Below are 15,579 nucleotides of genomic sequence, written 5' to 3' on the forward strand. Positions count from 1 at the left end.
TCGAAGTTCAGGGAAAAACGCTTGCTTTTCGATCGCCTCTGATTATAATAAGGGCGAAAAGAATGGGTGAACTATGATCGAAAACAACGATGAACAAACGGAGCTGGTAGAGCTTCTGAGAGTCTATGCGCAGGCGACGCTGAATACGGAAAAGGTGCAGTCGATGCGCGGCTATCTTCAGCATGGGGATACGACGACGCTGGATCATGCGATTGCCGTGGCGTATTACAGCCTGATGCTGGATCGAAAATGGAATCTGAACTGTGATAAAAGCAGTCTGGTGCGGGGAGCGCTGCTGCACGATTATTTTCTTTACGACTGGCATCAGCCGCATAAGGAATACGGGCTGCATGGGTTTACGCATCCCTTCACAGCGCTGTGCAATGCGGTGCAGGATTTTAATTTAAACGCCGTGGAACGCAACATCATCGCCCGTCACATGTTTCCGCTGGTGCCGATACCGCCGCGGTATCGGGAAAGCATGATCGTCTGTCTGGCCGACAAGTTCTGTTCGCTCAACGAAACGTTCAGCTCTCAGCGCTACTGCGCGCTGGTCAAGCTGCTTTCCACAGCGTTAATTTTCCATCAATGAAGCGTCCGCAAGGACGTTTTTCTTGTTTTGGATGAAGTGGGAGTCCCGGTGCAGACTAAGCAGAGAAGACGAAGCGAAGGGGAGAGAAACGCCGCAAAGACCGGAATTAAACTTGAAAATAATTCAATTAACAGGTATAATAAATTCAAAGTCAGCTGGATTAAGGAACGGGCATCGGATTCATCAGACGAAGGGTGAAAGGGGACTTGGGTATGCAGAAGGAACGTGTGATTCTGGCGATCGATCTCAAATCGTTTTATGCTTCAGTGGAGTGCGTCGATCGGGGACTGGATCCATTGACGACGCATCTGGCGGTTGCGGATGAAAGCCGCACGGAAAAGACAATCTGTCTGGCGGTTTCCCCCTCGTTAAAAAAGCTGGGATTGGCGGGGCGTCCGCGTTTATTTGAAGTCGTTGAGAAAATGGCGATCGTCAATGCCCAGCGCCTCCGGCATGCGCCGCATGGGAAGTTGATCGGTTCATCCTGGAACGCGGAGGAGCTGGCGCGTTCTTTGCAGCTTGCGGCTGCCTATATTGCCGCCCCGCCGCGGATGGCGCGGTATATTGAGGTCAGCCGCCAGATATACCAGCTGTATCTGAACTACGTTTCCCCGCAGGATATCCATGTGTATTCCATTGACGAGGTGTTCATGGACGTCAGCGCCTATTTGAATCCGTTGGGGATTTCCGGCAGGGAGCTAGCGAAGCGGATCGTTCAGGATGTGCTGCAAACGACAGGCATTACCGCGACCGTCGGGATTGGAACAAATTTGTATTTAGCCAAAGTGGCGATGGATATCGTCGCCAAGCATGTCGAAGCGGATCAGGACGGAACGCGGATCGCTGAACTGGATGAGATGAGCTATCGCCGGCAATGCTGGACACACCGGCCGCTGACTGATTTCTGGCGCATCGGCCGGGGCTATGCTAAAAAGCTGGAAGACCACGGCTTGATGACGATGGGCGATATCGCGCGCTGTTCGCTGGCCGATCCCGATCACTTCCGCAGCGAAACGCTGTTGTATAAATTGTTCGGCGTGAATGCCGAGCTGTTGATCGATCATGCGTGGGGCTGGGAACCTTGCACGATCGCGGATATCAAAGCTTATCAACCTGAATCCCGCAGTCTGGGCAGCGGTCAGGTGCTGCGTTGTCCATATCCGGCAAAGAAAGCCCGCCTGATCATCCGGGAAATGACGGATTTGTTAGCGCTGGATTTGGTGGAAAAGGGACTGGTTACCGATCAGCTGGGGCTGTATGTCAGTTATGCCGCCGAGAATCTGCGCGATCCAGAAGTGCGTCGACGGTATCAGGGGCCGGTGAAAAAGGACCGCAGCGGGCGTGAGGTTCCCCAATCCGCGCATGGAACAACGCGTCTGACCCGTCCCTGTGCTTCCGGCAAGCTGATCGTCGAGGCGATGCTGGCGCTGTTCGACCGGATTGTGGATCCCTCGCTGCTGGTTCACCGCGTCGGCGTGAATGCGCTGCATGTGCGGCCGGAAAGCGAGGCGGGGGGTGGACAAAGCGTCGAACAGTTCGATCTGTTCAGCGACGCCGAAGCGATTCTGCGCCAGCGGGAACAGGAAAATGCCGATCTGGAAAAAGAGAAGCAGGTGCAGCAGGCGATTTTGAAAATCAAGCGGAAATATGGCAAGAATGCCATTTTAAAAGGAACCAATCTGCTGGAGGGGGCGACGACGATCGAGCGCAACCGGCAGATCGGCGGACATAAGGCGTAAGGAGGCGGAGGATGCAGACGAAGAAAGCGGATTATTTTCCCTATGAAGACATCGTTGATCTTCCTCATCCCACCTCGAAAATCCACCAGCCGATGGCGCGGATGGACCGGGCGGCGCAGTTTAACCCGTTCGCCGCGTTGACCGGGTATGACGATGAAATCCGGGAAGCGGCCCGATTAACCAGCGAAAAAATTCTGTTAGCGGAGGATGAAAAGCGGGTGCTGGATAAAAAGCTGCAGGGACTCATGCTGCGGATCCATGAACATCCTGAACTGGAAGTGACTTACTTTATCGCTGATGAGAAAAAAACAGGCGGCGTTTACCAGACGCTTCAGGGAGTGTTAAAAAAGATCGACGCGATTCAGCGGACGCTCGTCTTGATGGACGGGACGCGGATTGAAATGCAGGATATTTTACGTTTAGAAAGCAGGATCTTTGACGGCTTGCCCGAGGCGGAGGGGTAGGCCGTCTGTTTTTGATCCGCATATTGATCATCTTTTTAAATGAGGAGTTCCTGCATCTGCGGCTTGCCTTTCCTTGTTCCTCTGGCGTACAATAAAGACATGATTCTTGAGGAGGGATTTTATGATCTGCATCACGGGCGGCACAATCCATACCGGCAAGGGGGAAGTGCTGGAAAACACCGATATTCTGATCGACAACGGAAAGATCGTTGAAGTGGGGAAGAATTTAAAAGGAAAAGCCGAAGGGTACATCGACGTTTCCGGCAAAGTCATTCTGCCGGGATTGATCGACGCGATGAGCGAGCTGGGCATGGCGATCCGGCGTGGGGAAGTGCGCGATAACGACGAAAAGAGCGATCCGCTTACGCCGCATTTAAAGGCGCTCTATGCTTATGATGGGGACTGCGTCAGCGAACAGGCGCCGTACACCTATGGAATAACCGCGTTGGCAGCCTCGCCGAGCAATTCCAATATTCTGGGCGGCCAGATGGCGGTTTTCAGAACGGCCGGCATCAATCCGTTTAAAATGTTGGTGAAGGATGAGGTGGGGATGAAAGGTTCCGTGACCGATCAGGTCAAGGAAGCCTATGGTTCCCGCAATGTAGCGCCGATGACGAAGATGGGAATTTTCAGCTTGCTGCGGGATGCGCTGCGGCAGGCGCAGGAGTATGACGAGAACAAGCCGGAAATTAAGCGGGATGAAAAAGCCAAGGCGCTGAAAAAGGTGCTGGCGAAGGAAATGCCGCTGGTGATCGCCGCCAACAACGCCGCCGAGCTGCGGGGCGTGCTGCGGGTTTGCGCCGATTACGATCTGAAACCAATTCTGGCGCTGGGCTATGATATCCATGCGGAAGACGTCGATCTGTTAGATAAGATTCAGGGCGTGATTCTGGGCAATCTGTCATATGGCTTTAATGCCTATTCGCAGAAAGCGGATCTGGAAGGATTATATGCGTTATATAAGAAGGGACTGCCAATCGCGATGGCGACGATCGGCAACAATCCCAACGGGAAGGAAGGGCTGATCTGGACGGCGGCGCGGATGATGCGCGCCTGTGAGGACAGCGAAGCCGTGTTAAGCATGCTGACAAGTCAGGCGGCGAAGCTGCTGGGCTGTGCGGATCAGATCGGTTCGATTGAAGCGGGCAAGGACGCGGACTTCGTCATTTGGAGCGCCAATCCGATCGAAACCTATGAAGGCCGGGTTGAAAAGGTCTTCATGCAGGGCAAGGTCGTCTATGTTCAGGGAGGTTATCAACAATGAAGCTGATTAAAAATGGAACCGTCATGACGATGGGGCCGCAGGGAACGCTGCAGGCCGATATTCTGATTGAGAACGGGAAGATCGCTGAAATTGCGGAAAACATCACGGCGGAAGGCGCGGAAATCATCGACGCTTCCGGGCTGCTCGTCTTGCCGGGGCTGGTCGACGCGCACAGCCACATCGGCGGCTTCGACACCAGGACCGGCGCGCAGGATCTCAACGAAAGTGTCAATCCGGTTACGGCGCAGCTGAACGCCTATGACGGCGTGGATCCGTTATCGCCGCAGTTTGCCTCCGCTTTGGAAACCGGCATCACCGCCAGCGGGATCGTGCCGGGCAGCGCCAATGTGATCTGCGGTCTGGGCTGCGTGATCAAATCTGCCGGGGCCAGTCTGGCAGAGCGCTGCGTGAAGCAGCCGTTTGCGCTGAAGGCTGCGGTCGGCGGCAATCCGAAGGGCGTCTACGGCAAACGCAATCAAAGTCCGATGACGCGCATGGCGATCGCCGAAACAATCCGCGAATACTTCCATCAGGTTCAGGACTACCGCAAGAAGAAGCAGGAAGCCGGGGACGATCCGGCCAAAATGCCGAAGTTCGATCAGGGGTTGGAAAACGGCGAGCTGGTGCTTGATAAAACGATCCCGTTAAAAATCCATGTCTATCAGCACGATATCCTGACGTGCATCGAGCTGGCGAAGGAATTCGACATCCGGATCACGATCGACCATGCTTTAGGATCCAGTGATTTTCTTGATGAAATCGAAGCGGAAAAAGACCGGCTGGCGATTATCTACGGTCCGATCGGGGCACAGAAGGGGCAAAACGAGCTGCATTTGGTCGATACCGGCTGCTTGAAAGATCTGGATGAGCGCGGCGTTTTGTGCGCGATCATGACTGACGGTCCGGCCCGCAATCCATGGATGATTCTGGCTCAGGCGGGGGAAGCGGTACGCTTCGGCTGTCCGGCGGAGCGCGTGCTGCGGATGATCACGATCAATGCGGCGACGATCCTGGGCTGCGAAGACCGGATCGGTTCGCTGGAAGTTGGCAAGGATGCCGATCTTGTCCTGTTTGATCATAACCCGGTCGTCTCCACTGCAGCCAAAGCGCTGCTGACCATGGTTGACGGCAAGGTCGTTTACCGCCGGTAAGTGGATTCCCTTTGCCTGCGTTATTGTGGAAGCGTGCCTCTGTGTCTCTTTGAAAGAAAACAGGGAAGATCGCGATTTATGACATGTTTTTGCGATCTTGGTAAAAAAGACTGGCCGGTCAAAGCGTTTGGATAAGCTTTGGACGGCCAGTTTTCTGTATTGGAAAAATTAAGCATACCGCAAGTGGAGGATGCACCTGTCGCATGGCAGGCTGTGCTAATCCCGCTTTTCAATCGTGAGCGAAGCGATGATTGAGGGATTCGGCTCGCCGGTGCTCAGGTTCTGTGCGCCGGGCATTAACAACATATATCCCGCTTTCCCGCATCGGCTTTCCGGGGACAGATCGGAGTCGATCCAACAATGCCGCACCTGGCCCACAACCATTGCGGTGATTCCAGCCCCGCTGAGATCCTCCATGGATTTCAGCGAACATTCCAACGTGAGAAAACTCTCCTGAATGATCGGCGCGGAAATCGTGCGGGCGTTTTCCAGCGTGAAGCCGCCGGCGGAAAACTCATCGGCGTCCAGTTCGTTTTGACGGATGGTTTCGATCAGCGCGTCATAATAGTGCACCGGCAGAAAATTGATTGCAAAGCCGCGGGTCCGTTTGATATTGGCATAGGTGTGCGTGTGCTGATACAGATTGCCGAGCACGGCGAAGAACGCCGTTCTGTCGCCATGGAAGCAGCTCCAGCTGTGAAAACAAATATTCGGCTTGCCATTTTCCTTCCACGTCGTCACGGCAAATAAGACCTGTGGGATCGCTGCGGCCAGCTCCAGATGGGAAAACAGATCAAATTCCTCCGGATAGGCAGGCTGGAAACAGGCTGGTCGTTCGATTCCGATTTCAATTTTCATAGTTTTCCTTTCAGCAGGCTTGCATGGTCCTGCGGATTCCCGGATTTTTAGTCCCGAATCCTTCTGCCTTGATTATACACCCTCTTTGTTTATTCGCGGCGCAATAACCCGACGTGCGAAGAAAAATAGGAAACGATATCGCTGAATGATGAATCTTACAATTCTGTTAGCGAGCTGTAAGTCCCTTCTAAGGTACAATAGACAGGACAAGCTTATAATAAAGCCGTAATCAAGGAGGAATCATAAAATGAAAACATTCAATAAGATTCTGATTGTATGCCAGGTTTTATTTCAGGTCATTGTGTTGGGCCAGGACGGCCTTGGCGATATTCATTAATAAAGGAAGGGAAAACTTATGGAAACGATATTACAGGTAAAACAAATTGAAAAGATTTACGGCAATAAAGGAAGCATCACCCGGGCGATCGAGGATATCAGCTTCGAGGTGAAGAAAGGGGAGTTCGTCGGGATCATGGGACCCTCTGGTTCCGGCAAAACGACGCTGCTCAACTGCATCTCGACGATCGACACCGTGACCAGCGGCCACATATTGATCGGAAAGGACGACATCACCAAGATGAAAAGCAGCCAGCTGTCCAAGTTCCGGCGCGAACAGCTCGGCTTTATCTTCCAGGATTTCAATCTGCTGGATACGCTGACGGCGTATGAAAACATCGCGCTGCCGTTGACGATTCAGCGGGTCAATCCGAAGAAGATCGACAGCCGTATTAAGAAACTGTCGGGACAGCTGGGAATTGAGGAAGTTTTGAAAAAATATCCGTATCAGATGTCCGGCGGCCAGCAGCAGCGCGTCGCCTGCGCCCGCGCGATGATCTGCCATCCGTCGCTGATTCTGGCTGACGAGCCGACCGGAGCGTTGGATTCCAAAGCGTCAAGAATGCTGCTGAACAGCTTTGAGGTGCTCAACAAATCGCTGGAAGCCACGATCTTGATGGTTACCCACGACGCCTTTACCGCCAGCTTCGCCCACCGCATTTTGTTCATCAAGGACGGCCGGATTTTCAATGAATTAGTCCGCGGCGGCGACGACCGCAAGACGTTCTTCAACCGCATCATCGAGGTCGTCAGTTTGTTGGGAGGGGACACCAACAATGTACTTTAAAATCGCGCTTGGCAATGTCCGCCGCAGTATCCGGGATTATGGCGTTTACTTTCTGACCCTGACCTTCGGCGTCTGCCTGTTCTATGTCTTCAATTCCATCCAGTCCCAATCCGTCATGCTGGCGCTGAGCCAGTCGCAGGCGAAAATGCTGGTATTGTTAAACAATCTGATGCAGATTTTCTCGGTGTTTGTCTGTATCGTTCTGGGCTTTCTGATCGTTTACGCCAATAACTTTCTGATCCGGCGGCGTAAAAAAGAACTTGGCCTGTATCTGGTGATGGGGATGAACAAAGGCACTGTGGCCCGGATCCTGATGATCGAAACCGTGATGATCGGCTTGTTGGCCTTCGCGGTCGGTCTGGGCTTGGGGATTCTGGTCTCGCAGGCGCTGACGGTCGTCACTGCCAATCTGTTCATGGTTCAGCTCAAAGCCTTTGAGTTTATCGTTTCCTTGAAAGCGATTCTGTTGTCGGCGCTGTTTTTCGGCGGGTTGTATCTGATCGTGCTGATCTTCAACAGCGTGGTCGTCAGCCGGTATAAACTGATCGACCTGCTTCAGGGGGATCGGCATAACGAAACGCTGAAGCTGCACTCGATCGGCTTGTCCGTCGTGCTGTTCATCGCCAGTCTGATCATTCTGGGCTGTGCTTACGCGCTGATCCTGGACAATGGCTTTGTGATGTTCACGCTGGAGTTCACCGCCTCGATCGTGCTTGGTTCGATCGGGACCTTCCTGTTTTTCTTCTCGCTGTCCGGCTTCCTGTTAAAGTTTGTGCAAAGCCGCAAGAGTTTCTATTACCGTAATCTGAACATGTTTATCATGCGTCAGCTGAACAGCCGGATCAATTCGGCGTTCGTGTCAATGACCGTCATCTGCATCATGCTTTTGTTGACGATCGGCGCGTTGTGCACCGGATTGTCCTTTGGTCAGGTCCTGGCGGGCGACGTTGAAAAGACTTCGCCCTATGACGCGACCGTGTATGTCTATGATACGCAGACGCTGGGGTTTAGCTTATCTCAGGACTATCGCGAGCGGGGTCTGGATCTGGATGGCCTGGCCCGTGAAGCCGCCGATCTGGATCTGTACGATCTGGCTGTGAAAATCAAGGATTTCAGCAGTCCGGAAGTCATCGCGACGATGCAGAACAGCACGTCCCATGATGTCGGGGAAATGGCGATTGATTTCCTGCCGCTGTCCCAGCTCAACGCCGCCCTGGCGATGCAGTCAAAACCGCAGGTCACGCTGGCGGAGAACGAATATTTGATCACCTATTCGATGAACGCCGCGGAATCGGATATCTTCAAGGCGGTGAAGGAGCACCGCGAGCTGACGGTCGATGGCAGAACGCTGACGGTGAGCCAGCCGGCGATGTTCTTGCAGCTGCAGAATTTCAGCGCTTACGGCAACTTCTTAACGATCGTGCTGCCGGATTCGTTTTTCGTCAATAAAATTCCGGCCAGCCAGTCTTTTAATGTAAATTACAAGGTTTCAGCCGAGGAAGGCGACGTGTTGTTGAATGAAATGGCGAAAACGTATGGAAAGCAGACCGGTCTGGCCTACAACGCGGTTACCCGCGGGGAAATGTTTGAGGCCTCCGGGGGCATGAAGCTGATTCTGTCCTATATCGCCGTCTATCTGGGCCTGGTTTTCCTGATCGCTTCGGCCGCGATACTGGCTTTGCAGCAGCTATCGGAATCCGCCGATAACGTGGAGCGTTACGCTTTGCTGCGCAAGATCGGCGTCGAAGAGAAGATGATCCGCCGCTCGCTGTTCACTCAGATCGCAATCTATTTCCTGTTCCCGTTGGCATTGGCCATCGTTCATTCCATCGTCGGCGTCAGCGCGGTGATTCAGTCGCTGGTGGCGCTGGTCAAAATTGATATCGGCAGCCAGGTATTGCTTGTCGGCGGGTTCCTGGCCCTGATCTACGGCGGTTACTTCCTGATCACTTACTCAAGCAGTCTGAGCGTGATCCGTGACCGCGCGCAATCCCGCCGTTTGGAATAAGTTTGGTATTACCCCCTGATGAAGGCTGGCGGAAGATTGGATTCGCCAGCTTCCTTTTTTATTCTGAAAGGGGACTGAAACAGAACGCATCCTTTTCAGGAAAGTCCGCTGCCTGTGTGCGGCTGATTAGAGTTTCGTATTCAATCGGGAATAAAACGTAAGAAGTTTGAGAAAAATGAAAGAAAATCGCAAGGAAGATCACCGAAAGGTTTGTTATAATAAGAAGGAATTCAGCGAGGAGTTTTGTGACGTGAAAAAAGGAATGATTCAATTATGCTTACTGGCGCTGTGTTTGTCGCTGACGCCGGTTTTTGCGGAAGCGCCCGCCCGCGATTTGATCACGGTGGATTCTCCTGTCGGGGAAATCGTGCGCCGGCAGGCCCCGCGTTTTGAGGATGGGATATCTTATTTGAAAGAGGATGTGGATTTCCCGTCGGTCAAAAGCGATTTTATCTACATGATTGATATGGACACCGGCCAGGTGATGATTGACAAGGGCAGCGAGGATCAGATTTATCCCGCTTCCATGACCAAGATGATGACGTTGTTGGTGGCGATTGAAAACGCCCCGGCGCTGGACAGCACGATGACGCTGGGGCCGGAGGTGTTCGCCGGACTGGCAGAGGCGCACGCTTCGGTCGCCGGGTTCAAGCCGGGGGAAATCGTATCGGTCAAGGATCTGCTTTACGGTTTGTTTCTGCCTTCGGGCGCGGATGCCGCCCAGGCGCTGGCGCTGGAGGAAGCCGGCAGCGAAGCGGCGTTTGTCGATTTGATGAATGAAAAAGCCGCGGAGTTGGGGATGTCGGGAACGCATTTTGTCAATACGTCCGGGCTGCATGATCCCGATCACTTCACGACGCTGCGTGATCTGGAAAAGCTGATGCGCTACGCTTTGGAAAACCCGACGTTTAACGAGATTTTCCAGACCCGCCGCTACACCGCCACCCCGTCGCTGCACCCCGGCGGGCTGGTGTGGGAAAGCACGCTGTTCGCGAAGATCTCATCGACCGATCCTGCCAAGATCGCCAACGATTCGATTCTTGGCGGCAAAACCGGGTATACCAATCCGGCCGGTCTGTGTCTGGCTTCGATCGCGGAGAAAAACGGCTCGCGGTATCTGTTGATCACCGCGCATGCCCCGGTATCCAATACGCCGTATCACATTCTTGACGCCGCTCACCTCTATGATTATTTCTATGACCATTACAGCAAGCAAACGGTTTTAACGGCGGATCAGACGTTGTTGGAAACCAAGGTTCCGTTTGTCCTGTTCAACGACAAGCTGACGCTGAAGGCGGGGACCGACGTCGTGCTGAATCTGCCCAACGGCTATGATCGGTCTGCGCTGCAGATCGAAACCCAGCTGGATGGCAAGCTTCAGGCGCCGATTGAGGAAGGTCAGCGCTTGGGCACGGTGACAATCACCCGCACCGACACGGAAACACCGCAGGAATTGGCTTGGATCGAGCTGACCAGTCCGCGCAGTTACAAACGCAGCGCGCTGCTCTACGGCTTCCATCAATTTCAGCTGTGGGTAAAAGCGCATACCGTCTTTTTCGGGTTAACCGTGCTGGGTTTGGTTCTGTGCCTGATCTTGATTCGCGATTACCGGCGGGAACAGCGCCGCTACAAATCGGCCAGGAAGAAACGCAAGCGCCGTCCGCATCTGTGATTCAATAATGAACTGACAGGAGATTCGATTCCTGTCTTTTTATATGGGAATAACGGGAGAGATAACCGCTGAATAAGAATTTTGTGAATATATTTACAAAATGGAAAATCTATGATAAACTAAGATCAACAATTTGATAAGATAAATAAGAGAAATAAATTATCGAAGCAAATTGCCGGAAAGAGGTGAGGAATCGGCAAACAGAAAGCAAGCAAGGCGCCACCACAAGTGAAGGAGGGATGTTTGTGTTGGAAACAGTAATGGCTTATCAGAGTTTGATCATCGTGCTCGTCATTGCTGTGCTCGTCATCGTGATTTTGACGACCGGCTACATCAAAGCGCCGCCCGATACGGCGTATATCATTTCCGGCCTGCGGAAGAAAATTATCATCGGCAAGGCCAGTATTAAAATTCCTTTCTTTGAACGGATGGACCGGCTGAGTCTGAAGCTGATTCCGATCGACGTCAAGACGTCTACCGCCGTGCCGACCGCAGATTACATCAATATCCAGGTCGACGCCGCCGTCAATATCAAGATCAGCAGCGACAGCGGCCGGTTGTCCGTCGCCGCGGAAAACTTCCTGAATCAGGATACGGATTACATCGCCCGCGTCGCGCGCGAAGTGCTGGAAGGCAACATGCGCGAGATCGTCGGCCGCATGAAGTTAGAGGAAATGGTCAGCGACCGGCAGAAATTCGCGGAGCTGGTCAAGGAAAACGCGATGCCGGACCTGGCGGCGATGGGACTGGACATCATCAGCTTCAACGTCCAGAACTTCTCCGACTCCAACGGCGTGATCGACGATCTGGGCATCGACAATATCTCGCAGATCAAGAAGAAAGCCGCGATCGCCAAAGCGGAAGCCGACAAGGAAATCGCCGTGGCGAAGGCCGAGGCCGACCGGCAGGCCAGCGATGCGCGGATCAATGCCGAGCGCGAGATCGCGATCAAGAACAACGAGCTGGAAATCCAGAAGGCTGAACTGAAAAAGGAAGCGGATCTCAAACAGGCGGAAGCCGACGCCGCATATCAGATCGAACAGGAAACCCAGCGCAAAACGATTGAAATCACATCGGCCAACGCCAATATTGCCAAGCAGGAACGCGAGGTTTTGTTGAAGGAAAAAGAAGCGGAGGTCAAGGAAAAAGCACTGGACGCGCAGATCCGCAAGCAGGCGGAAGCGGAGAAATACGCGCAGCAGCAGCGTTCCGACGCCCAGCTGTACGCCCGCCAGAAAGAAGCCGAAGCGCGTAAATTTGAAATCCAGCAGGAAGCGGAGGCGCAGAAAGCCAAAGCCGACGCGGAGCGGTATACGAAGGAACGCGAAGCGCAGGGCATCCAGATGGTCGGCGAAGCGGAAGCGGAAGCCGCCCGGGCCAAGGGCATTGCCGAGGCGGAAGCGATGGAAAAGAAAGCGCTGGCCTATCAGAAATACAACGACGCTGCAATGGCGGAAATGTTGATCCAGATTCTGCCGGAGGTTGCCGGCAAGATTGCCGAACCGTTAAGCCAGATCGACAAGATCACGATTATCGGCGGCGAAGGCAGCGGATTGGACGGGGTGTCCAATAACGTGCCGGCCGTCATGGCGAAATTATTTGAGTCGATGAAGGAAACCACCGGCATCGACCTGAAGGAAATCGTCCGGGCTGGCTCTTATGACGCCAAGGTTAACCGCAATCTCAACGTCCGCGGCCTGACGCTGCCGTCTTCAGCGGAAGCGTCCCAGCCGGAAACAGAAGCCGAGCCCGCTGCAACAGTGCAGGAGGAAAACGAACCGGTCGCTGACTGACCGGTTTTCGTTTGCTTGAAATTCATGGATTCTCACAAGCTGCAAGGCGTCCGGGATTGTCCCAATCGGGAAGAAACGGGAGAAAACCGGGGTCTCAACAAGGCGTGAGAAAGTCGTTCCATCGCGTTTTTCAAAATTTGTCAATCTTCGATTTATCGCTTTGTTATGCGGTTTTTGTTGTAATTTAATGATAATGCGTCTATAATAAATCACTGTGTAAAGGAATGGTACTTTTATGGCATATCAGAAGATTATTAACATCGCGGTCATTGCCCACGTCGACGCCGGTAAGTCGACGCTGGTAGATGCGTTTTTAAATCAGAGTCACGTTTTCCGGGATAACGAGGAGACGGTCGACTGCGTTATGGACAGCAACGATCTGGAACGGGAACGGGGAATTACGATTTATTCCAAGAACTGTTCCGTGACGTACAAGGATTACAAAATCAATATTGTCGATACTCCGGGCCACGCGGATTTTTCCTCCGAGGTTGAACGGATTATCAAGACGGTCGACACCGTCATCCTGCTGGTGGACTCCAGCGAAGGACCGATGCCGCAGACCCGCTTCGTGCTTCAGAAAAGTCTGGAATGCGGTCTGCGTCCGATCCTTCTGATCAACAAGATCGACAAGAAGGATGAACGGGCTGATCAGGTTATCGACGAGGTTTACGATTTGTTCCTCGATCTGAACGCGACCGATGAGCAGCTGGATTTCCCGATTCTTTACGGCATCGCCCGTCAGGGAATTGTGCGCTATCAGCCAAATGATGAAAACGAGGATATCATCCCGTTGTTCGAAACGATCCTGAAGCATTGCGAAGCGTATCCGGATTTTACGGAAGAGCCGGTGCAGATGCAGGTTTCCGCTCTGGCTTACGACGATTACATCGGTCGTTTGGGCATCGGCCGGGTTTATGAAGGAACGCTGAAAGAGGGCAGCACAGTGATTCTGTGCAATGACGAAGGCCGTCAGGAACGCCGTAAAATCAATCAGGTGTTCGTGTATAAGGGCTTGAGCCGGATTGCGGTTTCGGAAGCCCAGTGCGGTGAGATCGTCATGATCTCCGGCGTGGCTGATATCTCGATCGGCGATACGCTGTGCGATCCGGAAAGCATCCGGCCGCTGCCGATGATCCGGATCGAAGAACCGACCCTGTCGATGAACTTCATGGTCAACACCTCGCCATTTGCCGGACAGTCCGGAAAATATGTCACCTCCCGCAACATCCGCGAACGGCTGGAAAAGGAACTGGAAGTCAACGTCGGCCTGAAGGTCGAAGAAACCGATACGACCGACTGCTTCAAGGTTTCCGGCCGCGGCGAGCTGCATCTGTCGGTCCTGTTGGAAAACATGCGCCGGGAAGGCTATGAAGTGGCGGTCTCCAAGCCGGAGGTCATCATGCACAAGGTCGACGGCGCGCTGTACGAGCCGGTTGAGGAAGTCGTGTGCAGCGTCCCTAACGAATATTCAGGCACGGTCATATCCAAACTGAATCTGCGCAAGGGAATCATGGTCGATATTCAGGATGAAGGCAGTTATACGCGAATTTTATACACGGTTCCGACGCGCGGCTTATTGGGCTACCGTTCGGAATTCATCAACGATACGCGCGGGGAAGGCACGATGGTCCGCCGTCTGGCCGGCTATGAAGCCTACAAGGGCGATATCCCGCAGCGGGCCAACGGCGCGCTGATCTCTACGGAAACCGGCAAGGCGATGACCTACGCGCTGTGGAATATCCAGGAACGCGGCCAGCTGTTTGTATCCCCGCAGACCGAGGTCTACGAAGGCATGATCATCGGGATGGCGGCCCGGAATATGGACATGGACGTCAATCCGCTGAAAAACAAGAAGATGACGGCCGTTCGTTCCACCGGCAACGATGAAGCGATGAAGCTGGTTCCGCCGAAGATCATGTCGCTGGAAGAAGCGCTGGAATTCATCAACGACGACGAACTGGTCGAGCTGACGCCGACCGATATCCGGATCCGCAAGAAATATCTGACCGCGCTGGAACGCCGGCAGCACATGCGCGAGCTGAACAAGGCTGCGGCGGAGCTGGAAGAAGAATAAACCCTGAAACATCCGTTTGATCGCGGATGTTTTTTCTTTCGCGCGCCAGAGTGGATCCGTCAGACGAATGCCCGTTGTTTTTCACCGAATCCGCCGGTATAATGAAGTTAAAGAAAAAGTCAGCCTTGCGCGCCGGAATGGATCCGCAAAGCGATAAAATCGAATAGGAGAAATTGATGATGGATCAGAATCATGTTCAAACTCACGCCGGCCCCTACTCTCTCAGCGTATTCTACAAACTTTCCACGCGCTTTGATTATGCTTTATTAAAATGGAATTATCTGATCATCTGCTGGGGCGAAGCGCTTTTATTGATGGGACTGGGAGTTTTATTTATCTTGCGGGGGACGGACTTCGTATTAGCCTGTTTTCTTATCTTTGGCGGAAGTTTCTTTTTCGTCAGGGCGTGTGCCACACCCAAAATCATCAAATCCATGGTTCAGCATGCGATCAATGAAATAATCGAAGAAAATTTCAGATCGAAGACCGGTTATACAATCCGCTTTTCCTTTGGCGAGGATGCATTTGAAGTCAGCACGGAAAACAGCTGGAGCCGATTGAACTATGCCGAATGTTACGGTTATCTGGAAGATCCGGAATTTCTTTTTCTCCAACCGCAGAAGAATAAAGGATACCCGTTGGAAAAAAAGCATTGTGATCCCGAGCTTCTGAATTTTTTGAAGCAAAAGCTGACAAACAGAGAGCCTGTTAAGCCTTGTGTAAAGGCTTTCCTGAAGGAAACGTTTAAGTTGGCAACAAGTAAAATCTAGGAAGGAGAAAGCTGGAAGAACGATTTTTCCATCATTCGCGGCGATCACTCTTGAATTGAGATCGGAAG

General features: G+C 53.0%; 12 protein-coding genes. 10 read left to right on the top strand and 2 right to left on the bottom strand.

The features are described from left to right. The first annotated feature begins 73 nt into the window (after window positions 1-73). The 5 genes from AC5OW4_RS05430 to AC5OW4_RS05450 all read left to right on the top strand — a co-directional run bounded on the left by AC5OW4_RS05430 (window position 74) and on the right by AC5OW4_RS05450 (window position 5,210). Window positions 74-592 carry an HD domain-containing protein gene (locus tag AC5OW4_RS05430; RefSeq protein ID WP_195547895.1) on the top strand — a complete coding sequence of 173 codons (519 nt, stop codon included), beginning with the start codon at window positions 74-76 and terminating at the stop codon, window positions 590-592. Between the two features lie 212 nt (window positions 593-804). Beyond that, complete coding sequence (locus tag AC5OW4_RS05435; RefSeq protein ID WP_195547896.1) at window positions 805-2,331, top strand: Y-family DNA polymerase; 1,527 nt, start codon at window positions 805-807, stop codon at window positions 2,329-2,331. Window positions 2,332-2,342: 11 nt separating this feature from the next. Further along, window positions 2,343-2,795, top strand: coding sequence for a hypothetical protein (locus AC5OW4_RS05440; protein ID WP_195547897.1), 453 nt, complete (start codon window positions 2,343-2,345; stop codon window positions 2,793-2,795). 121 nt (window positions 2,796-2,916) lie between these two features. Continuing rightward, window positions 2,917-4,059 carry an amidohydrolase family protein gene (locus AC5OW4_RS05445; protein ID WP_493676741.1) on the top strand — a complete coding sequence of 381 codons (1,143 nt, stop codon included), beginning with the start codon at window positions 2,917-2,919 and terminating at the stop codon, window positions 4,057-4,059. Further along, a complete protein-coding gene (locus AC5OW4_RS05450) occupies window positions 4,056-5,210 on the top strand; it encodes an amidohydrolase family protein (RefSeq protein WP_195547899.1) in 1,155 nt (384 codons plus the stop codon). The genes AC5OW4_RS05445 and AC5OW4_RS05450 overlap by 4 nt, the downstream gene beginning before the upstream one ends. A gap of 216 nt (window positions 5,211-5,426) precedes the next feature. Here the strand turns inward: AC5OW4_RS05450 and AC5OW4_RS05455 are convergent, their stop codons facing one another. Further along, window positions 5,427-6,068 (bottom strand): flavin reductase family protein, encoded by a 642-nt coding sequence (locus AC5OW4_RS05455; protein ID WP_195547900.1) that lies wholly within the window; start codon window positions 6,066-6,068, stop codon window positions 5,427-5,429. A gap of 355 nt (window positions 6,069-6,423) precedes the next feature. On the opposite strand from AC5OW4_RS05455, the gene AC5OW4_RS05460 reads away from it, so the two are divergent. From AC5OW4_RS05460 to typA, 5 genes are all read left to right on the top strand, one after another. Next, on the top strand, window positions 6,424-7,191 hold the full coding sequence (locus AC5OW4_RS05460) for an ABC transporter ATP-binding protein (protein ID WP_195547901.1): 768 nt from the start codon (window positions 6,424-6,426) through the stop codon (window positions 7,189-7,191). Beyond that, window positions 7,181-9,199, top strand: coding sequence for an ABC transporter permease (locus tag AC5OW4_RS05465; protein WP_195547902.1), 2,019 nt, complete (start codon window positions 7,181-7,183; stop codon window positions 9,197-9,199). Before AC5OW4_RS05460 ends, AC5OW4_RS05465 begins: the two co-directional genes overlap by 11 nt. Before the next feature lie 250 nt (window positions 9,200-9,449). Further along, on the top strand, window positions 9,450-10,871 hold the full coding sequence (locus tag AC5OW4_RS05470) for a D-alanyl-D-alanine carboxypeptidase family protein (RefSeq protein WP_493676742.1): 1,422 nt from the start codon (window positions 9,450-9,452) through the stop codon (window positions 10,869-10,871). Between the two features lie 239 nt (window positions 10,872-11,110). Continuing rightward, window positions 11,111-12,664 carry a flotillin family protein gene (locus AC5OW4_RS05475; protein ID WP_493676743.1) on the top strand — a complete coding sequence of 518 codons (1,554 nt, stop codon included), beginning with the start codon at window positions 11,111-11,113 and terminating at the stop codon, window positions 12,662-12,664. Between the two features lie 235 nt (window positions 12,665-12,899). After that, complete coding sequence (typA, locus tag AC5OW4_RS05480; protein WP_195395935.1) at window positions 12,900-14,741, top strand: translational GTPase TypA; 1,842 nt, start codon at window positions 12,900-12,902, stop codon at window positions 14,739-14,741. A 359-nt stretch (window positions 14,742-15,100) separates the two neighbouring features. On the opposite strand, the gene AC5OW4_RS05485 is transcribed toward typA, so the two are convergent. Then, window positions 15,101-15,579, bottom strand: a 479-nt coding sequence (locus AC5OW4_RS05485) for a hypothetical protein (RefSeq protein ID WP_493676744.1), incomplete at its 5' end; no start/stop codon positions are given.

It is taken from the genome of Holdemania sp. (genome assembly GCF_986127675.1).

What these genes read in the sequence shown, in the direction of transcription:
- AC5OW4_RS05430 (WP_195547895.1), top strand. Translation starts at nt 74, where the DNA reads ATGATCGAAAACAACGATGAACAAACGGAGCTGGTAGAGCTTCTGAGA.
- AC5OW4_RS05435 (WP_195547896.1), top strand. Translation starts at nt 805, where the DNA reads ATGCAGAAGGAACGTGTGATTCTGGCGATCGATCTCAAATCGTTTTAT.
- AC5OW4_RS05440 (WP_195547897.1), top strand. Translation starts at nt 2,343, where the DNA reads ATGCAGACGAAGAAAGCGGATTATTTTCCCTATGAAGACATCGTTGAT.
- AC5OW4_RS05445 (WP_493676741.1), top strand. Translation starts at nt 2,917, where the DNA reads ATGATCTGCATCACGGGCGGCACAATCCATACCGGCAAGGGGGAAGTG.
- AC5OW4_RS05450 (WP_195547899.1), top strand. Translation starts at nt 4,056, where the DNA reads ATGAAGCTGATTAAAAATGGAACCGTCATGACGATGGGGCCGCAGGGA.
- AC5OW4_RS05455 (WP_195547900.1), bottom strand. Translation starts at nt 6,068, where the DNA reads ATGAAAATTGAAATCGGAATCGAACGACCAGCCTGTTTCCAGCCTGCC.
- AC5OW4_RS05460 (WP_195547901.1), top strand. Translation starts at nt 6,424, where the DNA reads ATGGAAACGATATTACAGGTAAAACAAATTGAAAAGATTTACGGCAAT.
- AC5OW4_RS05465 (WP_195547902.1), top strand. Translation starts at nt 7,181, where the DNA reads ATGTACTTTAAAATCGCGCTTGGCAATGTCCGCCGCAGTATCCGGGAT.
- AC5OW4_RS05475 (WP_493676743.1), top strand. Translation starts at nt 11,111, where the DNA reads ATGTTTGTGTTGGAAACAGTAATGGCTTATCAGAGTTTGATCATCGTG.
- typA (WP_195395935.1), top strand. Translation starts at nt 12,900, where the DNA reads ATGGCATATCAGAAGATTATTAACATCGCGGTCATTGCCCACGTCGAC.